Source organism: Oryzomicrobium sp., assembly GCF_021287045.1.
GTDB lineage: Bacteria > Pseudomonadota > Gammaproteobacteria > Burkholderiales > Rhodocyclaceae > Oryzomicrobium.
In genome coordinates this window covers 55481-74401 of record NZ_JAJTBG010000015.1, presented here as the reverse complement: position 1 = coordinate 74401, position 18921 = coordinate 55481, and the positions used below count along the sequence as shown (strand labels likewise).

Here is an 18921-nt window from a genome sequence, read left to right as displayed (position 1 = left end):
AAGGAAGGCGACGGGGCCGGGTCAGCTGCCGCGGTAGGTGGAGTAGCTCCAGGGGGACACCAGGAGGGGCACGTGGTAGTGCTGGCCGGGTTCGGCCACGCCGAAGCGCAGCACCACCTCGCCGACAAAGGCCGGCTCGGGCAGGGCCGTGCCCTGGGCGCGGAAGTAGTCCTCCACGGCAAAGACGATCTCGTAGCGGCCCCGTTCCAGGGCTTCGCCTTCGAGCAGGGGCCGGTCGCAGCGGCCGTCGGCGTTGGTCACGGTCTCGGCCACCTGGCGGCGCCCGCCGTCCAGGCGGAACACGGACACGGCGATGCCGGCGCCGGGCTTGCCGGACGCGGTGTCGAGAACATGGGTGGTCAGTCGTCCCATGGCTGTCTCCTCTGTATTGAAGTTATCGGAACGAATCCAGTGTAAGATCGATCGCTCTTATCGGAACGCTTATATCCTTATAAGCGGTATACGATTTACCTTATCTTTGAACGGGGCCCACCCAGGCGCCCACGCCCTTGGACAGAGGCAGACACGATGACGCTCCGGCGCAGCGACGACCCGCTCGACACCTACCTGCTGCGGGTGTTCTGCCTGCTCGTCACCGAACGCAGCGTGTCGCGCACGGCCCTGCGCATGAACCAGTCCCAGCCCGCCATCAGCGCCTCCCTGAAGCGCCTGCGCGAAATCCTCGGCGACCCCCTGCTGGTGCGCGACAAAGGCGGCATGGTTCCCACCGAGCGGGCCCTGACCCTGTTCTCCCACGCCAAGAGCGCCCTGGCCGAAATCGAGCGCATGACCGGCGCTCCCGAATCCTTCGATCCCCACGTCAGCCGCCAGGATTTCCGCATCGGCGCCCCGGACTACCTGGCCCCGGTATTCGTCGCCTCGGTGGCCGAGCGCTTTCGCCGGGAGGCGCCCCAGGCCCGGCTGACCCTCCACTCCCTGGGGCCCGATTTCGACTTCGAACGTTCCCTGGCCGAAGGCACCCTGGACCTGGTGATCGGCAACTGGCCCGAGCCCCCCGAGCGCATGCACCTGTCCATGCTGCTCGAAGACGAGATCGTCTGCCTGGTCGCCGCCACCCACCCCCTGGCGCGCAAGGGCATGACCAAGGAGGACTACCACCGGGCCGCCCACGTGGTGCCCCTGCCCTACTCCCTCAGCCAGCGCGGCGTGATCGACAGCGTGCTGGCCTCGATGCGCATCGCCCGGGACGAGCGGGTAGTGGTCCAGTCGTTCACCGCCGCCCCCTACCTGCTACAGAACACCGACCTGGTGTTCACCACCACCCGCCACTTCGCCCGCTTCTACGCCGACCTGCTGCCCCTGACCATCCTGCCCTCCCCCATCGACTTCCCACCGATGCGCTTCTACCAACTGTGGCACGACCGCAACCACCACTCCCCCGGCCACCGCTGGATCCGCCGCCTGCTGAGCGACTGCGGCCGCCACATCGGCGCCCGCCCGGGAAGCCCGGCGGCGCGCGCGGCGGACAATCTGGAAGATGGGGAGAAATAGGGGGTATCCGCAATTTGCGGTTGGTTTCTTTCTGCGCGCCGCAGCATTGCAGAAAGGCCGAATCCTTGTGAATCAGGGCTGAAGCGAGCCTCCAAGATTGCCTCGTACTTTGAAATTCAGCACGATGCATAGCAAATCAACCATCCCAGCTTGCGTAAATAAATGACAAATCGTGTCGAGGTTCGTCTGTCGGGTTTGACCACCATAAAACATCTGGTTGCGGCGACGACCTTGGCTCCATTTTTTGCATTTATCGGATGGACTAATGCCTTTCCTCTCTTAGTCCGTGTCCCGGCGTTTTTTCTGGCCGCTGTAACGATTTTCGGTGCTGCCAAGGTGATATTTAGGTGTATCACAAGAAAGCCGGCTTACATAATCAACGAACGAGGGTTGGAATTGCCTGGACTTTTCAAACCAAAGACTATTCCTTGGTCAGCGGTGAAAAATGCTGAGTTATTTGATTTCGCACCGTTATCTCGCCCACTGGGGAGGCGAAATAGCACGGCAGAGCCCGCAATAAGGCTACTTCCAAGGCAAGCAACGTTCCTTAATCCGTTCTGGATACTTCTTCCGGCCAATTCAAACGTGTCTGCCGAAGACATGCTGAAATACATTAAGTCACGCTTGGATCATGCTTCGAGTTGATGCGCTTACAAGCTGCTGAGAGAGCGTTGCAGTACGGCACGCGGATAGCGTATCGACCGTAAATATTGACCCAAACAGGGGAAAACGGCGCAGCAGCGCCAGGATGCCGCCAGCGGCGGCAAAATCCGCAATTTGACGCATTCCGGGAAAGCCATGGCGCCCACGAGCGGACCGGGAGCGAAGCGCCGGCAGCAGCCGAACAATCGGGGTCTTGAGGAAGCGTTGCAGATGGTGCCCGGCAAGGGACTCGAACCCTCACGCCTTTCGGCACGGGAACCTAAATCCCGCGTGTCTACCAATTTCACCAACCGGGCATGGCCGAACGGCCTGCGCCGCGCGTTGCACGCGGCGCGCTTGCCCGCCGCCGGCCATGGGCCGTTCGCGGGAGCAAGCCTGCCATTTTAACCGACTGCCCCCTATACTGTCAGCCGCCGCCACGAAACCATAAAAGAAGACATGGCGCCGGAGCCGCCGCACTCCCAGTGCGCCGGCCGTATCCGGCACCCGCCTCCATGCCGGTCGACCACTACGAAAACTTTCCCGTCGCCTCCCTGCTGGTGCCGCGCCGTCTGCGCCGGCCCATCGAGGCCATCTACCGCTTCGCCCGCTACGCCGACGACGTGGCCGACGAGGGCGACGCCCCGGCGGCGCCGCGTCTGGCCGAGCTGGCCCGGCTCGATGCCGCCCTCACCCAACTGGAACGAGGCGAGGCGGCGCCCGCCGATCTGGCGCCGATCTTCGTCCCCCTGGCCGAGGCCGTCGCCGCCCACGGCCTGCCGCTCCAGCCCCTGCGCGACCTGCTTTCGGCCTTCGCCCAGGACGTGGTGACGCCCCGCTACGCCGACTACGCCAGCCTGCTCGATTACTGCCGCCGCTCCGCCAACCCGGTGGGCCGGCTGGTGCTGCACCTGTCCGGCCGCACCGAGCCCGAGCACCTGGCCCAGTCCGACGCCATCTGCACCGCCTTGCAACTGACCAATTTCTGGCAGGACGTTGGCATCGACTGGCAGAAGAACCGCTACGGCGAGACCACTGGCCGCATCTACCTGCCCCAGGAAGACATGGCCCGCTTCGGCGTCGCCGAGGCCGACCTGGCCCGGGGCGTGGCCGACGAGCGCTTTTGCGCCCTGCTCGCCTTCCAGGTCGAGCGCACCCGAGCCCTGTTCGACGCCGGCCGCCCCCTGCTCGGCGCCCTTTCCGGCCGGCTCAAGTGGGAAATCGCCCTGACGGTGGCCGGGGGCGAGCGCATTCTCGATAAAATCCAGGCCCGTTCCTACGACGTGTTCGCCCGCCGCCCCACCCTCGGGGCCGGCGACTGGCTCCGCCTCATCACCACCGCTCTGCTGCGATGAATCCCCACGACTACTGCCGCGATAAAACCGCCAAGAGCGGCTCGTCCTTCTATTACAGCTTCCTCTTCCTGCCGCTGGAGAAGCGCCAGGCGATCATGGCCCTCTACGCCTTCTGCCGCGAGGTGGACGACGTGGTGGACGAGTGCCACGACAGCGCCCTGGCCGCCACCAAGCTCGCCTGGTGGCGCCGCGAGGTGGCCGCCCTCTACGCCGGCCAGCCCACCCATCCGGTGACCCAGGCCCTCAAGGACGTGCTGCCGCGCTTCAACCTGCCCCAGGAGCAGCTGCTGGAGATCATCGACGGCATGGAGATGGACCTGACCCAGACCCGCTACCTGGATTTCAAGGGCCTGTCCCTGTACTGCTACCGGGTCGCCAGCGTGGTCGGCCTGCTCGCCGCCGAAATCTTCGGCAGCACCGACCCGCGCACGCAAAAGTACGCCCACGATCTGGGCATGGCCTTCCAGCTCACCAACATCATCCGCGACGTGGGCGAGGACGCCCGGCGCGGCCGCATCTACCTGCCCATCGACGAGCTGCAACGCTTCAACGTGCCGGCCAAGGACATCCTGGAATCGCGCCAGAGCGACAACTTCCAGGCCCTGATGCGCTTCCAGATCGAGCGCGCCCGCCAGTACTACGCCCAGGCCCTGGCCCACCTGCCGGCGGCCGACCGCAAGTCCCAGCGCCCCGGGCTGATGATGGCCGAGATCTACCAGACCCTGCTCACCGAGATCGAGCGGGACGGCTGCCGGGTGCTCACCCACCGGACCTCCCTGCCCCCCACCCGCAAGCTGTGGCTGGCCTTCAAGGTCTGGCTGCGCAGCTGAGGCCGGCCATGGCCCGCGCCCTTTCCCGATCATCTTCCCCGTTGTTCGCATGAGCGTCGCCGTCATCGGTGCCGGCTGGGCCGGCCTGGCCTGCGCGGTGGATTTGGCCGCTGCCGGGGAGCGCCCCCTGGTGCTCGAAGCGGCCCGCCAGCCGGGCGGCAGGGCCCGGGGCGTGGCCGTGGACGGCCAGCGCCTGGACAACGGCCAGCACCTGTTGATCGGCGCCTACACCGATACCCTGGCGCTGATGCGCCGGGTCGGCGCCGATCCGGACGCCCTGCTCACCCGCCACCGGCTGTTCGTCGCATCGCCGGAACTGCGCCTCGCCCTCCCTCCCCTGCCGCCGCCCCTGGACGTGGCCGCCGGCCTGCTGCTGGCCCGGGGCGCCGGCTGGGGCGAAAAATTCCGCGCCGTGCGCGCCATGAAAGCCCTGGAGGCCGCCGGCTGGAGCGCCCCGCCGGAACAGACCGTGGCCGACTGGCTCGCCGCCACCGGCCTGGCCGGCGGCGTACTGGCCCGGCGCCTCTACGCCCCCCTGTGCCTGGCCGCCCTCAACACCCCCCTGGAGGCCGCCTCCATGGCCGTCTTCGCCCGGGTGCTGGGGGATTCCCTGGGGGCCGGCGCCCGCATCCCCGGCGCCACCGACTACCTGGTGGCCGCCGCCGATCTCTCCGCCGTCTTCCCCGGCCCCGCCGCCGCCTGGATCGCCGCCCGAGGCGGCGCGGTGCGCACCTCGGCCCGGGTGAAAAGCCTGGTGCCGGCCGTGGCCGGCTGGAGCATCGAACTGGACGGCGCCGCCCAAGAAACCATCGAGGCCCGCCAGGTGGTGCTGGCGGTGGCCCCCCAGCACGCGTCGGCCCTGCTGCCCGACATCCCCGCCGCCCAGGCCACCCGGGACCTGCTCGCCGGCTACCGCTACGAGCCCATCGCCACGGTGTACCTGGGGCTGCCCCCCGGCATCGGGCTAGCCCGCCCCATCGTCCAGATCGACGGCCCGGCCCCGGGCGACAGCCCGGCCTGGGTGTTCGACCGGGGCGCGGCGGGCAACCCGGGCGTGCTGGCCTGCGTCATTTCCGCCCGGGGCCCCTGGCAGGCCCTGCCCGAGGCGGAACTGGCCCAGCGCCTGCTGGCCCACGTTCGCCCCTACCTGCGCGCTGCCGGCCAAAAGGCGCCGCTGCGCGACGCGCCGCCCCTCGCCTGGCACAAGCGCATCGTCGAGGCCCGGGCCACCTTCGCCGCCAGCGCCGGCCTGGGCCGCCCGGCGGCCATCACCCTGGCGCCGGGCCTGCACCTGGCCGGGGACTGGACCTGGGCGCCCTGGCCCGCCACCCTGGAAGGCGCGGTGCGCTCCGGCCGGCGCGCCGCCGCGGCGGTGCTGGGAACGGCGCGGGAAAACGGCTGACGCCCGGTCGCGCCCCGCCTCGGGCATCTCCTGACCCTCCGCCTGATCCCCCGCCTCGCACCCGAAGGCCGACCCGGGCGTTACCGGCCGTCGGCGAAGGCGAGCCGCGCCAGCCACACGCACCGGGCAATATATTAAAAATATTCAAGTAACCGGCTGACGGAAAAACGAAGGTCCGCGCCAGTCGCCGAGTTTCACGTTTCCGTCACCGGAATACATGAATAAAATTAATACATCGCGGGGTGGCGTCACGACAGCAGGGGCGGCGCGACAGCCGCCCAACGCCCCTACGGCCCCGCCTCCCCGTCGGTCGGGCGCCTGGCCGTCTTATCGCGCTACCCCGGGTGGCTTGCGCCCCCCGGCTAGCGGCGGGGTTGCCGGAGCGGCGGCGGCAGGCGCAGGTAGAAATCCACCGGGCTGGCGCTGATCAGCACCCGGCCGTCCCGGTCCAGGATGCTCGCCTCCAGCCGATAGCGGCGGTTGAGGGCCACCGTATCGCCGAAGGCTTCCGGCGGCAGCACCAATTCCTCCTGGGTATAGCGCCCCGGCACCGGCTGCCCATCCAGGCGCAGCGCCACGGTGTGGCCCAGGTCCAAGCGCAGGGGCGGCTCGATGCGCAGCCGCACGGCGAAGGCGGCGGTGTTGGCCGAGGCGCTGCCGGCGTTTTCCGGATAGACGATGGCGAAGGCGCTGTAGGCGAAGGGCCGGGGCGCATCGGCGTCTTTCCCCGGCGCGGCGGGCGGGAGCGGCGCCGGAGCGGGGGGTGCCGGGGCCGGGACCGCGTTGTCCGGCGGCACCCGGGCCGGCCGGCCGCCCGGCAGGGGCGTGTCGGAGAACACGGCGCCCCCCGACCCTCGTTTTTCGTAGAGCACCTGAGCCTGGGCCGGCCCGGGCCACGGCAAGGCCGCCCCCGCCAAGAAGATGGAGAGAACCAGGGAAATCAAGCGGGGGCCGGCCACCGACCTGGACCGCCGCTCAAGCCGCCGCCTGAACGACAGGAACGACAGCCCTGTTGGCCCGCCCGCCCCCCAACCCTTCACCCCCCATGCTCCTCGTGCCGTAGCCCGGCCCGATGCACGTCGTGGGTGACGAAGGGCTGTTCCGGGGTGGGCATTTCCAGCCATTCCGGATGGTCCAGGGTGTGGCCGATGTCGGCCAGGCCGCTCTTCCAGTGCTCGCGCATGGTGAGGGCGCCGAACTGGTAGTCCTTGTAGTGGCCCTCGCAGGCCTTGTCCCGGTAGATCAGGTGGATCACGTTGAACAAGCGGTCGCAGGCTTCTTCCGCGGCGCGCCGGTACCAGGGGTTGCGGTGCTCGGTTTCCGGCACCAGCTCCATCAGCTCCCGCAGCAGGCGGCGCTGCCGCTGCATGTGCGCCATGGCGTCGGTGATGGTGCGGGTGCGGCTCGAATACTGGATGTCCTTCTGGCGCAGCATCACCTCGGGCAGGTCGGCGGGCAGGTCGCCCCGGGCGCTCCACAGGTCCACCTGGAACACCAGGGAATGGCGCCGCGGCGGGGTGGCAAGCACGTACTGGAGGGGGGTGTTGGACACCACCCCGCCGTCCCAGTAGAACTCGCCGTCGATCTCCACCGCCGGAAAGCCCGGCGGCAGGGCGCCGGAGGCCATGAAATGCTCGGGGCGCAACCGTTCCCGGGTGTTGTCGAAATAGACGAAGTTGCCGGTGCGCACGTTCACCGCCCCCACCGAGACCCGCATGGCGCCGGGATCGTTGATGCGCTCGAAATCCACCAGGAATTCCAGGGTGGCCTTGAGGGGCGCCGTGTCGTAGTAACTGGCCGTGTCCGGCCCCGGCGCCCGCCCGCCGGTGAAGGGCGGGCGCGGCAAGAAGAAGCCGTTCTGCCCCTCGGTCACCGCCCGCCAGGCTTCCCAGCCGTTCATCAGCTCTGCCAGGGAGGCCGGCCAATCCTTCACGTCCAGGGGCCCCAGGGGGGTGGGCGGAAAGAAAGGGGGGCGGCAGATGGTCTGCCAGAATTCCTGCAACCGTTCGACCCGCCGGGACGGCGGGTTGCCGGCGATGATCGCCGCATTGAGGGCGCCGATGGAGATGCCGGCCACCCAGTTCGGTTGCAGCCCGGCCGCCGCCAGTCCCTCGAACACCCCGGCCTGGTAGGCCCCCAGGGCGCCGCCGCCCTGGAGCACCAGGGCCACGGTCTGGTAGCTGTGCCCGGCCGGCAGGGCCGGGCTGTCGTAGTAGCGTTCGCCGTCGCTGCAGGCGTCCATGCCGCCTCCCTTATTGCATGTACCAGCCGTGGCTGACCACGAACGACTGACCGGTCAGGGCCGCGCTGGGAAAAGCGGCCAGGAACAGGGCCGTCTGGGCCACATCATCCACGGTGGTGAACACCCCGTCCACCGTGCCGCCGAGCATCACCCGGCGCACCACTTCCTCTTCGCTGATGCCCAGTTCCTGGGCCTGTTCGGGAATCTGCTTGTCCACCAGGGGCGTGCGCACGAAGCCCGGGCAGATCACGTGGGCGCGCACGTTGTGGGCCGCCCCTTCCTTGGCCAGCACCCGGGCCAGGCCGAGCAGGGCATGCTTGGCGGCCACGTAGGCCGACTTGAGCGGCGAGGCTTCGTGGGAATGGACCGAGCCCATATAGATCACCGTGCCGCCCCGGTCCCCCGGGTACATGTGGCGCAACGCCGCCCGGGTGGTGAGGAAAGCCCCGTCCACATGGATGGCCTGCATCTTCTTCCAGTCGGCGTAGCTGTAGTCCACCAGGGGGGCGACGATCTGGATGCCGGCGTTGGACACCAGGATGTCAAGCTGGCCGAAGGCATCGACCACGGCCTGGGTGCCGGCGTCCACCGCCGCCTCGCTGGTCACGTCCATGGCCACGCCGATGGCCTTGCCGCCGGCGGCGGCGATCTCGTCCGCCGCCTTGCGGGCGGCGTCCAGGTTGATGTCGGCGATGGCCACGGCGGCGCCGGCCTGGGCATAGACCTCGGCGATGCGCTTGCCGATGCCGCTTGCGGCCCCGGTGATGAGGGCGACTTTTCCGTTCAGTTGCATGGTGTTGCTCCTTTTCATTCCGTCCGGAGCCCACCCTTGCCGCCCCCCGGGCGGCACGAACGCTCCCGGAAACGGTCTGATGGAAGCGGGGGCCGATGGTTCCCTCCCGAACCTATTCGTCCCGGGTATTTTTCCCTGCCGGCGCGCTGACGATGACAGGCGCGTTGCCCGCATTTTCCCTGCCAATACGGGGCAGAAGCCGGCCGTTGCAAGGCTGCAAATAATCTTTGCCCCCTGGCCCAGAAAAACCTATATTTAGTCAAGTCGTTGCCGCTGACCACTACATGTAGTAGATTTTGCGCCGAATCGGACCCCCAGCGGGTCCATGCTTTTTGAGTTTTCACAGCTTCAATATCTACGCAATTCCTTCTGGAGACAGGCCGAATCATGAGCAAGGTTGCCGAACAGCTGTCGCTTACCGCCATCCCCGACGCCCCCGAAGTGGGCCCCCTGCCCGAGCAGGAGATTTCCGTCGAAGTCCTGGTCGAAAAATACGCCAAGGGCAAGGAAATCAGCGTCCACGACGTGCGCCGCCGGGTAGCCCGGGCACTGGCCGCCGTCGAGACCGAAAAGGAACGGGCCAAGTGGGAGGAAAAATTCCTCTGGGCCCAGGAAAACGGCTTCGTCCCCGCCGGCCGCATCAACTCCGCCGCCGGTACCGACCTGCAAGCGACCCTGATCAACTGCTTCGTCCAGCCCGTGGGCGATTCCATCGTCGAGACCGTTGACGGCCGTCCCGGCATCTACACCGCCCTGGCCCAGGCCGCCGAGACCATGCGCCGCGGCGGCGGCGTCGGCTACGACTTCTCCAGCATCCGCCCGGTGGGCGCCCTGGTGAAGGGCACCCAGTCCCGCGCCTCCGGCCCCGTCTCCTACATGCGCGTGTTCGACCGCTCCTGCGAGACCGTCGAATCCGCCGGCGCCCGCCGCGGCGCCCAGATGGGCGTGCTGCGCTGCGACCATCCGGACATCGAGGACTTCATCCACGCCAAGGACCACGGCGACCTGACCAATTTCAACATTTCGGTGGGCGTCACCGACGTGTTCATGAAGGCGGTGGAAGAAGACAAGGACGTGGAGCTGACCCACCGCGCCGAACCCAACGCCGACATGAAGCGCGCCGGCGCCTTCCAGCGCGAAGACGGTCTGTGGGTGTACCGCAAGGTGCGCGCCCGGGACCTGTGGGACCAGGTGATGAAGTCCACCTACGACCACGCCGAGCCGGGCATCTTGTTCCTCGACCGCATCAACCGGGACAACAACCTCAATTACTGCGAAGTGATTGAGGCCACCAACCCCTGCGCCGAACAGCCCCTGCCCCCCTACGGCTGCTGCTGCCTGGGTTCGATCAACCTGACCCTGTTCGTGCGCCACCCCTTCTCCGAGCAGGCCGAGTTCGATTTCGACGCCTTCGCCGAAGTGGTCAAGGTGTCCACCCGCATGCTCGACAACGTGCTCGACGTGACCCACTGGCCCCTGCCCCGCCAGCACGAAGAAGCCATGAACAAGCGCCGCATCGGCCTCGGCTTCACCGGCCTGGGCGACACCCTGGCCATGCTGCGCCTGCGCTACGACCGGCCCGAAGCCCGGGCCATGGCCTCGCGCATCTCCGAGTTCATGCGCGACACCGCCTACCTGACCTCGGTGGACATGGCCCAGGAACGGGGCGCCTTCCCCCTGTTCAACGCCGAGCTATACCTGTCCGGCGGCAACTTCGCCTCGCGCCTGCCCAACGACATCAAGGCGGCCATCCGCAAGCACGGCCTGCGTAATTCGCACCTGCTGTCGATCGCCCCCACCGGCACCATCTCCCTGGCCTTCGCCGACAACGCCTCGAACGGCATCGAGCCGCCCTTCTCCTGGACCTACAACCGCAAGAAGCGCATGCCCGACGGCACCCTCAAGGAGTACGCGGTCGAGGACTACGCCTGGCGCCTGTACAAGCACCTGGGCGGCAACGTGGAGAAGCTGCCCGAGTACTTCGTCACCGCCCTGGAACTGTCCGCCCAGGCGCACAAGGACATGGTCGCCGCCGTCGCCCCCTACATCGACACCGCCATCTCCAAGACGGTGAACGTGCCGGCCGACTACCCCTACGCCGAATTCCAGAACCTCTACATGGATGCCTGGAAGTCCGGCCTGAAGGGTCTGGCCACCTACCGCCCGAACAGCGTGCTCGGCTCGGTGCTGTCGGTGGAGCCCTCCACCCCCACAGCCCAGCCCGGCGACGACAAGGCCAATCCCCAGGACTTCGTCTCCGACGCCAACCGCCGCCTCTCGATCAAGTCCCTGCCCGCCCCGGTGCTGTCCAGCCTGCAATGGCCGAGCCGTCCGAGCATTCCGGAAGGTAACCTGGCCTGGACCTACATGCTCGAATCGCCCCTGGGCAAGTTCGCCCTGTTCATCGGCCACGTCGAGCAGGAAGGCAAGGCCTGGCCCTTCGAGGTGTGGGTCAACGGTCCGGCCCAGCCCCGCGGTCTGGGCGCCGTGGCCAAGACCTTGTCGATGGACATGCGCGCCAACGACCGGGCCTGGCTGCAACTCAAGCTCGACACCCTGGCCAAGACGCCCTCCGGCGAATCCTTCGACATGCCCTTCCCGCCCCACGGCGAACAGAAGCGCATGCCCTCGGTGGTGTCCGCTATGGCCCAGCTGATGCGCTACCGCATCGAGCAACTCGGCTGGCTCGGCCAGGACGGCCCGTCCCCGGTGCTGGACGCCATGTTCAGCCTGAAGGAGCCCAAGACCGGCACCGACGGCACCCTGTCCTGGACCGTGGACGTGTTCAACCCGGCCACCGGCGAGGACTTCGTCCTGGGTCTGAAGGAAATCACCCTGCCCGACGGCGTCACCCGCCCCTACTCCATGTGGCTGTCGGGCAACTACCCGCGCTCCCTGGACGGCCTGTGCAAGATGCTGTCCCTGGATATGCGCGTCCTCGACCCGGCCTGGATCGGCATGAAGCTGCGCAAGCTGCTCGACTACCCGGAGCCCCTGGGCGACTTCATGGCCTTCGTGCCCGGCTCACGCAAGCAACAGACCTACCCTTCCACCGTCGCCTACCTGGCCCAGCTGGTGATCCACCGCTACGCCATGCTCGGCATCCTGGACGAGAACGGTCTGCCGCTGCAGCAGATGGGCATCCTGGAAAGCGCCGAGGACGGCACCTCGCCCCGGACCATGCAGGGCAAGCTGTGCGGCGACTGCGGCAACTACACCGTGATCCGCAAGGACGGCTGCGACTTCTGCACCGCCTGCGGCGCCGTGGGTTCCTGCGGCTAAACGCCCAGCCCCCGACCATCCCGGTCGGCCCCTCGGGGCCGACGGCGCAACAGCCGCAGAAGGAAACTTCCGCGGCTGTTGCGTTTTCGGGCCCGCCAAGGGTTTCGCCCGGTACAGGAAGGGCACGTTTTCATGACATGAAAATTCAACATGAAGTTTCCGTGGGGCATTGCAGTTAAAATTGCCACCCGTCATCGAGATCTCCCGCGTCGCCCCTGAAGGTCCCCCATGCGCAGAAACCGCGGATTCACACTGGTTGAGCTTATCGTCGTCGTGGTCATCCTCGGAATCCTGGCGGCCACCGCCCTTCCCCGCTTCATCAACCTCGGCTCATCGGCGCGGACGGCGGCGATCCAGGGCCTGGGGGGCTCGGTGAGCAGCGCCTTGAACCTGGTCGCCGCCATGACCGGCGTCAGCGGTACCGGCACGCCGGGCGAACAAATTGATATCACCTGGATCACCATCGGCGGAACGCCAATGCGCATCTGGAACGGTTATCCGGACCGATGGTGCGATGGCATCGGCGTCAGCCAGCAGGGGTTCACGGCGCCAGGAGGCGGCTGCTACCTCTCGGCGGCGGCAGTGCCCTACGGGAACTTCACTTTCTATGGCTACGGAAACGGCCAAATTCCCGGCGGCGATGCCGGCTGGCGGATCGAAAGCGCTCCCGATCCCGCCCAGTGCTCCGTCCAATACACATATAACGGATCGGGCACGCCGGTGGTGACGGTCAACACCAGCGGCTGCTAGCGCCGCACGATCGTTCGCCCCGGCCAACCGCCGGCCTTGGCCGGGTGGCGCCCCCGCGCTCGGGAAAGCGCGCCTTGTCGGTGCCGCTCGCGACGCCGCACCGCACCGCACCGCACCGCACCGCACCGCACCGCACCGCACCGCACCGCACAATCAGTCTCGCGTCAGACTTCTTCCGCAAGCCTGAAAAACAATAAAACCCTGGCTTTTCAAGCCACTTTCGGGAATTTTCCCAGGCCCCCCGGGGTCTTGCGGCAGCGCACAAACCGACATCATCAAAATGTCACATTTGTTTAATACTTTCCGTCTTGACAAGGCCTGAAGCGACGCCGAAAATCGCGCCGTTTTCAACTTCATGGAGTTTCGACGTGGGCTCTTGTTCTAGTGACAGTAGTCGATCGTGCAACGACGACCACCGCTAAGAGACGCGCGAATTCCATTCCCTTGTCGCGTCTCCCGACGCGGCGTCATTGGGCGGAAATGCAGTTCCCCTCCGCCACCCCGATCCTTCTGCAGTCCTGAATCCGCTTGAATTGGCGCGGCGCGCCCGTTCACGGCTTCGTTCAAGGCTCACCGTTGTTCCTCGTACCCACGGGAGACGGTGATGATCTGGTTTGATTTTGCAATGCGCGTGCTGGTCGCGCTGGCCCTGGGCGCCCTCATCGGCACCGAGCGGCAGCTGCGCCAACGCATGGCGGGACTGCGCACGAATGCCCTGGTTTCCGCCGGTTCCGCCCTGTTCGTGGCGGTGTCCATCCTTTCCCCCGAAGCTCAGGACAAAGAGCGCATCGCCGCCCAGGTGGTGTCCGGCATCGGCTTCCTCGGCGCCGGGGTGATCATGCGCGAAGGCATGAACGTGCGCGGCCTCAACACCGCCGCGACCCTGTGGTGCTCAGCCGCCGTGGGCCTGCTGGCGGGCATCGGCCATGCCCTGGAGGCGGCCATCGGCACCGCCTTCATCATCGGTGCCAACTACCTGCTGCGCGGCATGGGCCAGCGCCTCAACCGCCAGGCGGCCGCCGCCGGCATCGAGGTCGAACAGCCCTATCGCATCGTCGCCACCTGCGACGCCACCGAGGAAGTGCATGTGCGCAGCCTGATGCTGCACATGCTCGGGGCCATGCCCGCTCTGGTGCTCCAGTCGCTGCACAGCGAGGATTCCAGCCGCATCGGCAAGATCGACGTCCAGGCGGACCTGCTCGCCACCTCGGGCAACCACGGCCTGCTGGAGCAGATCGTCAGCCGGGTCAGCCTGGAAAAGAGCGTCTCGGCCATCCGCTGGGCCACCCTCAACGGCACTCCGGAATAAGGAGGACACGCCATGGCTTTCGCTTCCTGGATCCCCTTCGCCGGCGGCCGCGCCGCCGCCCGCACCCTGCCCGCCGTGCCTCCCGCCCGGCCCTACGTGATCACCGTGCTCTGCCCCGAATCCGTCCAGGATCGGGTGGAACAGCTGGTGCGCCTGACCCTGGACGACACCGGGCTGCCCCCGGCCGAGATCGCCACCCACAACGCCAACGCCGGCATGGACGCCCGCCTGATGCGCGTGCTGGTGTCCTGTCCCGTGGAGCGCCGCGGCATCCTGGTGCGCCTGGTGCAGGAAATCGGCCTGATTCCCCCGGTGCGCTCGGTGCGTTGGGAAACCGTGCCTTCCGCCACTTTCGCCTGCCGCTGCCACTGACCGGCCGGCGTCACGACAAAGGACCCGCCATGGACCCCGACCCTAGCCCTCGACGGGTGCGTCGGACCGCCGCCCGACCGATGTCGGACCGGCGCACCTTTTTTCCCGCTTGGCAGGTCGTCGAGCGTTCGTAACGTACAGCTGCAACAATCGCGTCATAAACGATCCACGACCGGCAACACCGATAAGAACTCAGGAGAAAACATTGCGTACCGCCACTCTTCCCCTGGCCCTGGCCCTGGCCGCCTCCAGTTGTGTCGCCCTGAGCGGCTGCGGCAAGGCCGATGCCCCCGCCCAGCCCCCCGCCGCCGTCCAGCATGACGGCCCCCAGGTGAAGGTCCCCGAAAGCTCCCCCCTGCGCACCACCATCAAGGTGGCCGCCGTGGAAGACCGGGACGTGGAACGTCCCATCGCTGCCCCCGGCACCATCGAGGCCGATCCGGCCAAGTTCATCAAGGTCGTGCCGCCCCTGGCCGGCCGCATCACCCGCCTGAACAAGGTGCTGGGCGACGGCGTCAAGGTGGGCGACGTGCTGTTCACCCTGGATTCGTCCGACCTCAGCTCGGCCCGCAACGACGCCAGCAAGGCCCAGCTGGCCTTGATCCAGGCCCGCCGCGACTTTGAGCGCCAGAAGGAACTGTTCGACGCCGACATCATCTCGCGCAAGGACTACGAGACGGCCGAAACCGGCCTGCGCCAGGCCGAGAGCGACGCCCAGGCCACCCACGCCCGCCTGACCCAGCTGGGGGCCGTGGCCTCCTCCCCCGCCGGCCGCGAATACGCCATGCGCTCGCCCATCGCCGGTCGGGTGGTGGAACTGAACGGCGCCCAGGGCGGTTACTGGAACGACACCAACGCCTCGATCATGACCGTGGCCGACCTGTCCACGGTGTGGCTGGTGGCCAACGTCTCCGAGCGCGACCTGGGCGGCGTGTTCGTCGGCCAGCCGGTGGAGATCCGCCTCAACGCCTTCGACGAGCTGACCCTGCGCGGCCGGGTGCGTTACGTGGGCGAGCTGCTCGACCCGGACACCCGCACCGTGAAGGTCCGCGTCGCCATCGACAACCAGGACGGCCGACTGCGTCCGGGCATGTTCGCCAAGGTCACCCTGTCCGGCGAGAAGCGCCGCGCCACCGTCATTCCAGCCACCGCCCTGGTGCAGAGCGGCCTGTACACCCGGGTGTTCGTGGAAACCGCCCCCTTCGTCTACCGGGCCCGCAACGTCACCGTGGGCGCCACCCTGGGCGACCAGGTGGAAGTGACCGGCGGCCTCAAGGCCGGCGAGCGCATCGTCGTGAAGGAAGGAGTGCTTCTCAATGATTGAGCGCCTCGTTTCCCTCTGCTTCCAGCGCCGCGGCATCCTCTGGCTGGTGTTCGTGCTGGTGGCCCTGTACGGCTGGCACAGCTGGAAGAGCCTGCCGGTGGAAGCCTATCCGGACATCGCCGACGTCACCTCCCAGATCATCACCCAGGTGCCCGGCCTGGCCGCCGAAGAGGTGGAGCAGCAGATCACCATCCCCCTGGAGCGCGCCCTGCTCGGCACTCCCGGGATGCACGTGCTGCGCTCCCGCAGCACCTTCGGCCTGTCGATCATCACCGTGGTGTTCCAGGACGGCGTCGAAGGCTACTGGTCCCGCCAGCGCCTTCAGGAACGCATGCAGGAGGTGGCCCTGCCCTACGGCGCCCAGCCCGGCCTGGACCCCTACACCTCGCCCATCGGCGAGATTTTCCGCTACACCCTGGAATCCCCCACCCGCGATCTGCGCGAGCTGTCCGAGCTTCAATTCTGGACCGTGATCCCGCGGCTCAAGAAGGTGAACGGCATTGTCGACGTCACCAACTTCGGCGGTCTCACCACCCAGTTCATGCTCGAACTCAACCCGGCCCGCCTGGTGCAGTACAACCTGACCCTGGGCCAGGTGAAGGACGCCATCAACGCCAACAACGCCAACGCCGGCGGCAGCCTGATGAACCGGGGCGAACAGGGCTACGTGATCCGTGGCGTGGGCCTGATCCGCTCCCTGGACGACATGGGCAACGTGGTGGTCACCGCCAAGAACGGCACCCCGGTGCTGGTCAAGGACCTGGGCACGGTGCGCTACGGCAACGTGGAGCGGCGCGGCATCCTGGGCAAGGACGATGTGCCCGACACCCTCTCTGGCATCGTCCTGCTGCTCAAGGACACCAACGCCTCCATGGCCCTGGACGGCATCCACGAGGCGGTGCGCGACCTCAACGACAACCTGCTGCCCAAGGACGTGAAGCTGGTCCCCTACCTGGACCGCACCACTCTGATCGACGCCACCATGCACACCGTGAGCATGACCCTCACCGAGGGCATGATCCTGGTGACCGTGGTGCTGCTGCTGTTCCTCGGCAGCCCCCGGGCGGCCCTGATCGTGGCGCTGACCATCCCCCTGTCGCTGCTGATCGCCTTCATCTTCATGCACCATTTCAAGATTCCGGCGAACCTGCTGTCCCTGGGGGCCATCGACTTCGGCATCCTGGTGGACGGGGCCGTGGTGCTGGTGGAAAACATCCTGCGCCGGCGCGAGGAGGAGGAAAACCGGGCGCTAACGCCCCGGGACGCCATCGACGCCACCCTCCAGGTAGCCCGGCCGATCTTCTTCGGCATGCTGGTGATCATCGCCGCCTACCTGCCCCTGTTCGCCTTCCAGCGCATCGAGTACAAGCTGTTCTCGCCCATGGCTTACGCCGTCGGCGCGGCCCTGATCGGCGCCCTGATCACCGCCCTGACCCTGATCCCGGGCCTGGCCTACCTGGCCTTCCGCAAGCCCCGGCGCATCTTCCATAACAAGGCCCTGGAATGGCTGGCCGTCCGCTACAGCCACTGGCTCAACCACATGGTCACCCACGCCCGGCTGGCCATCGCCGTGGCCCTGGTGGCCCTGGCGGGGGTGGTGGGACTGGGGGCGACCATCGGCCGCGACTTCCTGCCCTATCTGGATGAAGGCTCGATCTGGCTCCAGGTGACCCTGCCCCCGGGCATCACCCTGAACAAGGCCAGCGAAATGGCCAGCGAGCTGCGCGCCGCCACCCGGGAGTTCCCCGAGGTCGCCTACATCGTCACCCAGCTCGGCCGCAACGACGACGGCACCGACCCGTGGACGCCTTCCCACATCGAGGTCAGCGTCGGGCTCCACCCCTACCGCACCTGGAAATCGGGCATGACCAAGCAGGAGCTGATCGCCAAGCTCGACGCCCGCTACCGCCAGTTGCCCGGCTTCATGGTGGGCTTCATGCAGCCCATGATCGACGGGGTGCAGGACAAGCTCTCGGGGGCCCACAGCGACCTGGTGGTGAAGATCTTCGGCGACGACTTCAACGAAATGCGGCGCATCGCCGGCGACGTGGTGGCCACCCTGGGCAAGGTCCCGGGTTCCGCCGACGTGGCCATCGACCAGGAACCGCCCCTGCCCAACCTGCGCGTGGACCTGGACCGGGCCGCCGCCGCCCGCTACGGCCTCAACGCCGGCGACGTGGCCGACCTGATCTCCACCGGCATTGGCGGCACCCCCATCGGCCAGGTGTTCGTCGGCGAGAAGAGCTACGACCTCGCCATCCGCTTCCCCGAATCCGTACGCAACAGCCCGGAAGCGGTGGCCGGATTGATGCTCACCAGCCCCACCGGCGCCAAGATCCCCCTCTCCGAGGTGGCCCGGGTCCAGACCAGCAGCGGCGAGAGCACCATCACCCGGGAAAGCGCCCGGCGCCACCTGACGGTCAAGCTCAACACCCGGGGCCGGGACCTGGCCTCCTTCCTGGCGGACGCCCAGAAGGCCATCGAACGGGACGTGAAGTACGACCACCTGCGCTACCAGATCAGCTGGGGCGGCCAGTTCGAGAACCTGGAACGGGCCGAGGCGCGCCTGGCGGTGATCCTGCCCATGACCCTGGCCATCATGTTCGTGCTGCTCTTCGCCGAGTTCCGCAACATGCGCCAGCCCGCCCTGGTGCTGCTGGTAGTGCCCCTGGCCACCCTGGGGGGCCTGGCCGCCCTGCACCTGCGCGGCATGACCCTGTCGGTGTCCAGCGCCGTGGGCTTCATCGCCCTGTTCGGCGTGGCGGTGCTCAACGGCGTGCTGATGCTGGCCCAGATCAACCGGCTGCGCTCGGAAGAAGGCAAGCCCCTGCGTGAAGCCGTGCTCGAAGGCGCCCGCAGCCGGATGCGGCCGGTGCTGATGACCGCCACCGTGGCCGCCCTGGGCCTCACCCCGGCCATGCTCGCCACCGGCCTGGGCAGCGACGTGCAGCGCCCCCTGGCCACCGTGGTGGTGGGCGGCCTGGTCACCGCCACCGCCCTGACCCTGCTGCTGCTACCCGCCCTCTACCGGGTCATCGAAGAATTCGCCGAACGCCGCGCCCAGCGCCTTGCCGCCAAGCAGGCCGCCCCGGACATGGCGCTATAGGA

Annotated in this window: 15 protein-coding genes and 1 tRNA gene; 11 read left to right on the top strand and 5 right to left on the bottom strand. The window is 67.7% G+C overall.

Going from position 1 to position 18921, the window contains the following annotated elements; all coding sequences use genetic code 11:
• Window positions 1-21: 21 nt before the first annotated feature.
• Window positions 22-372, bottom strand: a complete 351-nt coding sequence (gene uraH, locus LWW89_RS15180; protein WP_293265645.1) for a hydroxyisourate hydrolase — start codon at window positions 370-372, stop codon at window positions 22-24.
• A gap of 156 nt (window positions 373-528) precedes the next feature.
• Between uraH and LWW89_RS15175 the strand changes: the two genes are divergently transcribed.
• Together LWW89_RS15175 and LWW89_RS15170 are read left to right on the top strand one after the other, a co-directional pair.
• Window positions 529-1512 carry a LysR family transcriptional regulator gene (locus LWW89_RS15175; protein WP_293265644.1) on the top strand — a complete coding sequence of 328 codons (984 nt, stop codon included), beginning with the start codon at window positions 529-531 and terminating at the stop codon, window positions 1510-1512.
• 162 nt (window positions 1513-1674) lie between these two features.
• A complete protein-coding gene (locus LWW89_RS15170) occupies window positions 1675-2157 on the top strand; it encodes a hypothetical protein (protein ID WP_293265643.1) in 483 nt (160 codons plus the stop codon).
• 229 nt (window positions 2158-2386) lie between these two features.
• On the opposite strand, the gene LWW89_RS15165 is transcribed toward LWW89_RS15170, so the two are convergent.
• A tRNA-Leu gene (locus tag LWW89_RS15165) sits at window positions 2387-2471 on the bottom strand.
• 198 nt (window positions 2472-2669) lie between these two features.
• On the opposite strand from LWW89_RS15165, the gene hpnC reads away from it, so the two are divergent.
• From hpnC to hpnE, 3 genes are read left to right on the top strand one after another with little or no spacing between them, the layout of a single operon-like run.
• Window positions 2670-3509 carry a squalene synthase HpnC gene (gene hpnC, locus LWW89_RS15160; protein WP_293265642.1) on the top strand — a complete coding sequence of 280 codons (840 nt, stop codon included), beginning with the start codon at window positions 2670-2672 and terminating at the stop codon, window positions 3507-3509.
• Complete coding sequence (hpnD, locus tag LWW89_RS15155) at window positions 3506-4339, top strand: presqualene diphosphate synthase HpnD (protein WP_293265641.1); 834 nt, start codon at window positions 3506-3508, stop codon at window positions 4337-4339. The genes hpnC and hpnD overlap by 4 nt, the downstream gene beginning before the upstream one ends.
• Window positions 4340-4388: 49 nt before the next feature.
• Window positions 4389-5741 (top strand): hydroxysqualene dehydroxylase HpnE, encoded by a 1353-nt coding sequence (gene hpnE, locus LWW89_RS15150; RefSeq protein WP_293265640.1) that lies wholly within the window; start codon window positions 4389-4391, stop codon window positions 5739-5741.
• A 362-nt stretch (window positions 5742-6103) separates the two neighbouring features.
• Here hpnE and LWW89_RS15145 read toward each other — a convergent pair whose 3' ends face one another.
• The 3 genes from LWW89_RS15145 to LWW89_RS15135 all read right to left on the bottom strand — a co-directional run bounded on the left by LWW89_RS15145 (window position 6104) and on the right by LWW89_RS15135 (window position 8776).
• A complete protein-coding gene (locus LWW89_RS15145; RefSeq protein ID WP_293265639.1) occupies window positions 6104-6685 on the bottom strand; it encodes a hypothetical protein in 582 nt (193 codons plus the stop codon).
• A gap of 92 nt (window positions 6686-6777) precedes the next feature.
• Window positions 6778-7983 carry a patatin-like phospholipase family protein gene (locus LWW89_RS15140; protein ID WP_293265638.1) on the bottom strand — a complete coding sequence of 402 codons (1206 nt, stop codon included), beginning with the start codon at window positions 7981-7983 and terminating at the stop codon, window positions 6778-6780.
• A gap of 10 nt (window positions 7984-7993) precedes the next feature.
• Window positions 7994-8776, bottom strand: a complete 783-nt coding sequence (locus tag LWW89_RS15135) for a 3-hydroxybutyrate dehydrogenase (RefSeq protein WP_293265637.1) — start codon at window positions 8774-8776, stop codon at window positions 7994-7996.
• Window positions 8777-9163: 387 nt separating this feature from the next.
• Between LWW89_RS15135 and LWW89_RS15130 the strand changes: the two genes are divergently transcribed.
• The 6 genes from LWW89_RS15130 (at window position 9164) to LWW89_RS15105 (ending at window position 18919) form a co-directional block, all read left to right on the top strand.
• A complete protein-coding gene (locus LWW89_RS15130; protein WP_293265636.1) occupies window positions 9164-12058 on the top strand; it encodes an adenosylcobalamin-dependent ribonucleoside-diphosphate reductase in 2895 nt (964 codons plus the stop codon).
• 228 nt (window positions 12059-12286) lie between these two features.
• Window positions 12287-12808, top strand: a complete 522-nt coding sequence (locus tag LWW89_RS15125; protein WP_293265635.1) for a prepilin-type N-terminal cleavage/methylation domain-containing protein — start codon at window positions 12287-12289, stop codon at window positions 12806-12808.
• A gap of 604 nt (window positions 12809-13412) precedes the next feature.
• Window positions 13413-14117 (top strand): MgtC/SapB family protein, encoded by a 705-nt coding sequence (locus LWW89_RS15120; RefSeq protein ID WP_293265634.1) that lies wholly within the window; start codon window positions 13413-13415, stop codon window positions 14115-14117.
• 12 nt (window positions 14118-14129) lie between these two features.
• Complete coding sequence (locus LWW89_RS15115) at window positions 14130-14489, top strand: hypothetical protein (protein ID WP_293265633.1); 360 nt, start codon at window positions 14130-14132, stop codon at window positions 14487-14489.
• A gap of 205 nt (window positions 14490-14694) precedes the next feature.
• Window positions 14695-15813, top strand: a complete 1119-nt coding sequence (locus LWW89_RS15110; RefSeq protein WP_293265631.1) for an efflux RND transporter periplasmic adaptor subunit — start codon at window positions 14695-14697, stop codon at window positions 15811-15813.
• Window positions 15806-18919, top strand: a complete 3114-nt coding sequence (locus LWW89_RS15105) for a CusA/CzcA family heavy metal efflux RND transporter (protein ID WP_293265629.1) — start codon at window positions 15806-15808, stop codon at window positions 18917-18919. The genes LWW89_RS15110 and LWW89_RS15105 overlap by 8 nt, the downstream gene beginning before the upstream one ends.
• Window positions 18920-18921 lie beyond the last annotated feature (2 nt).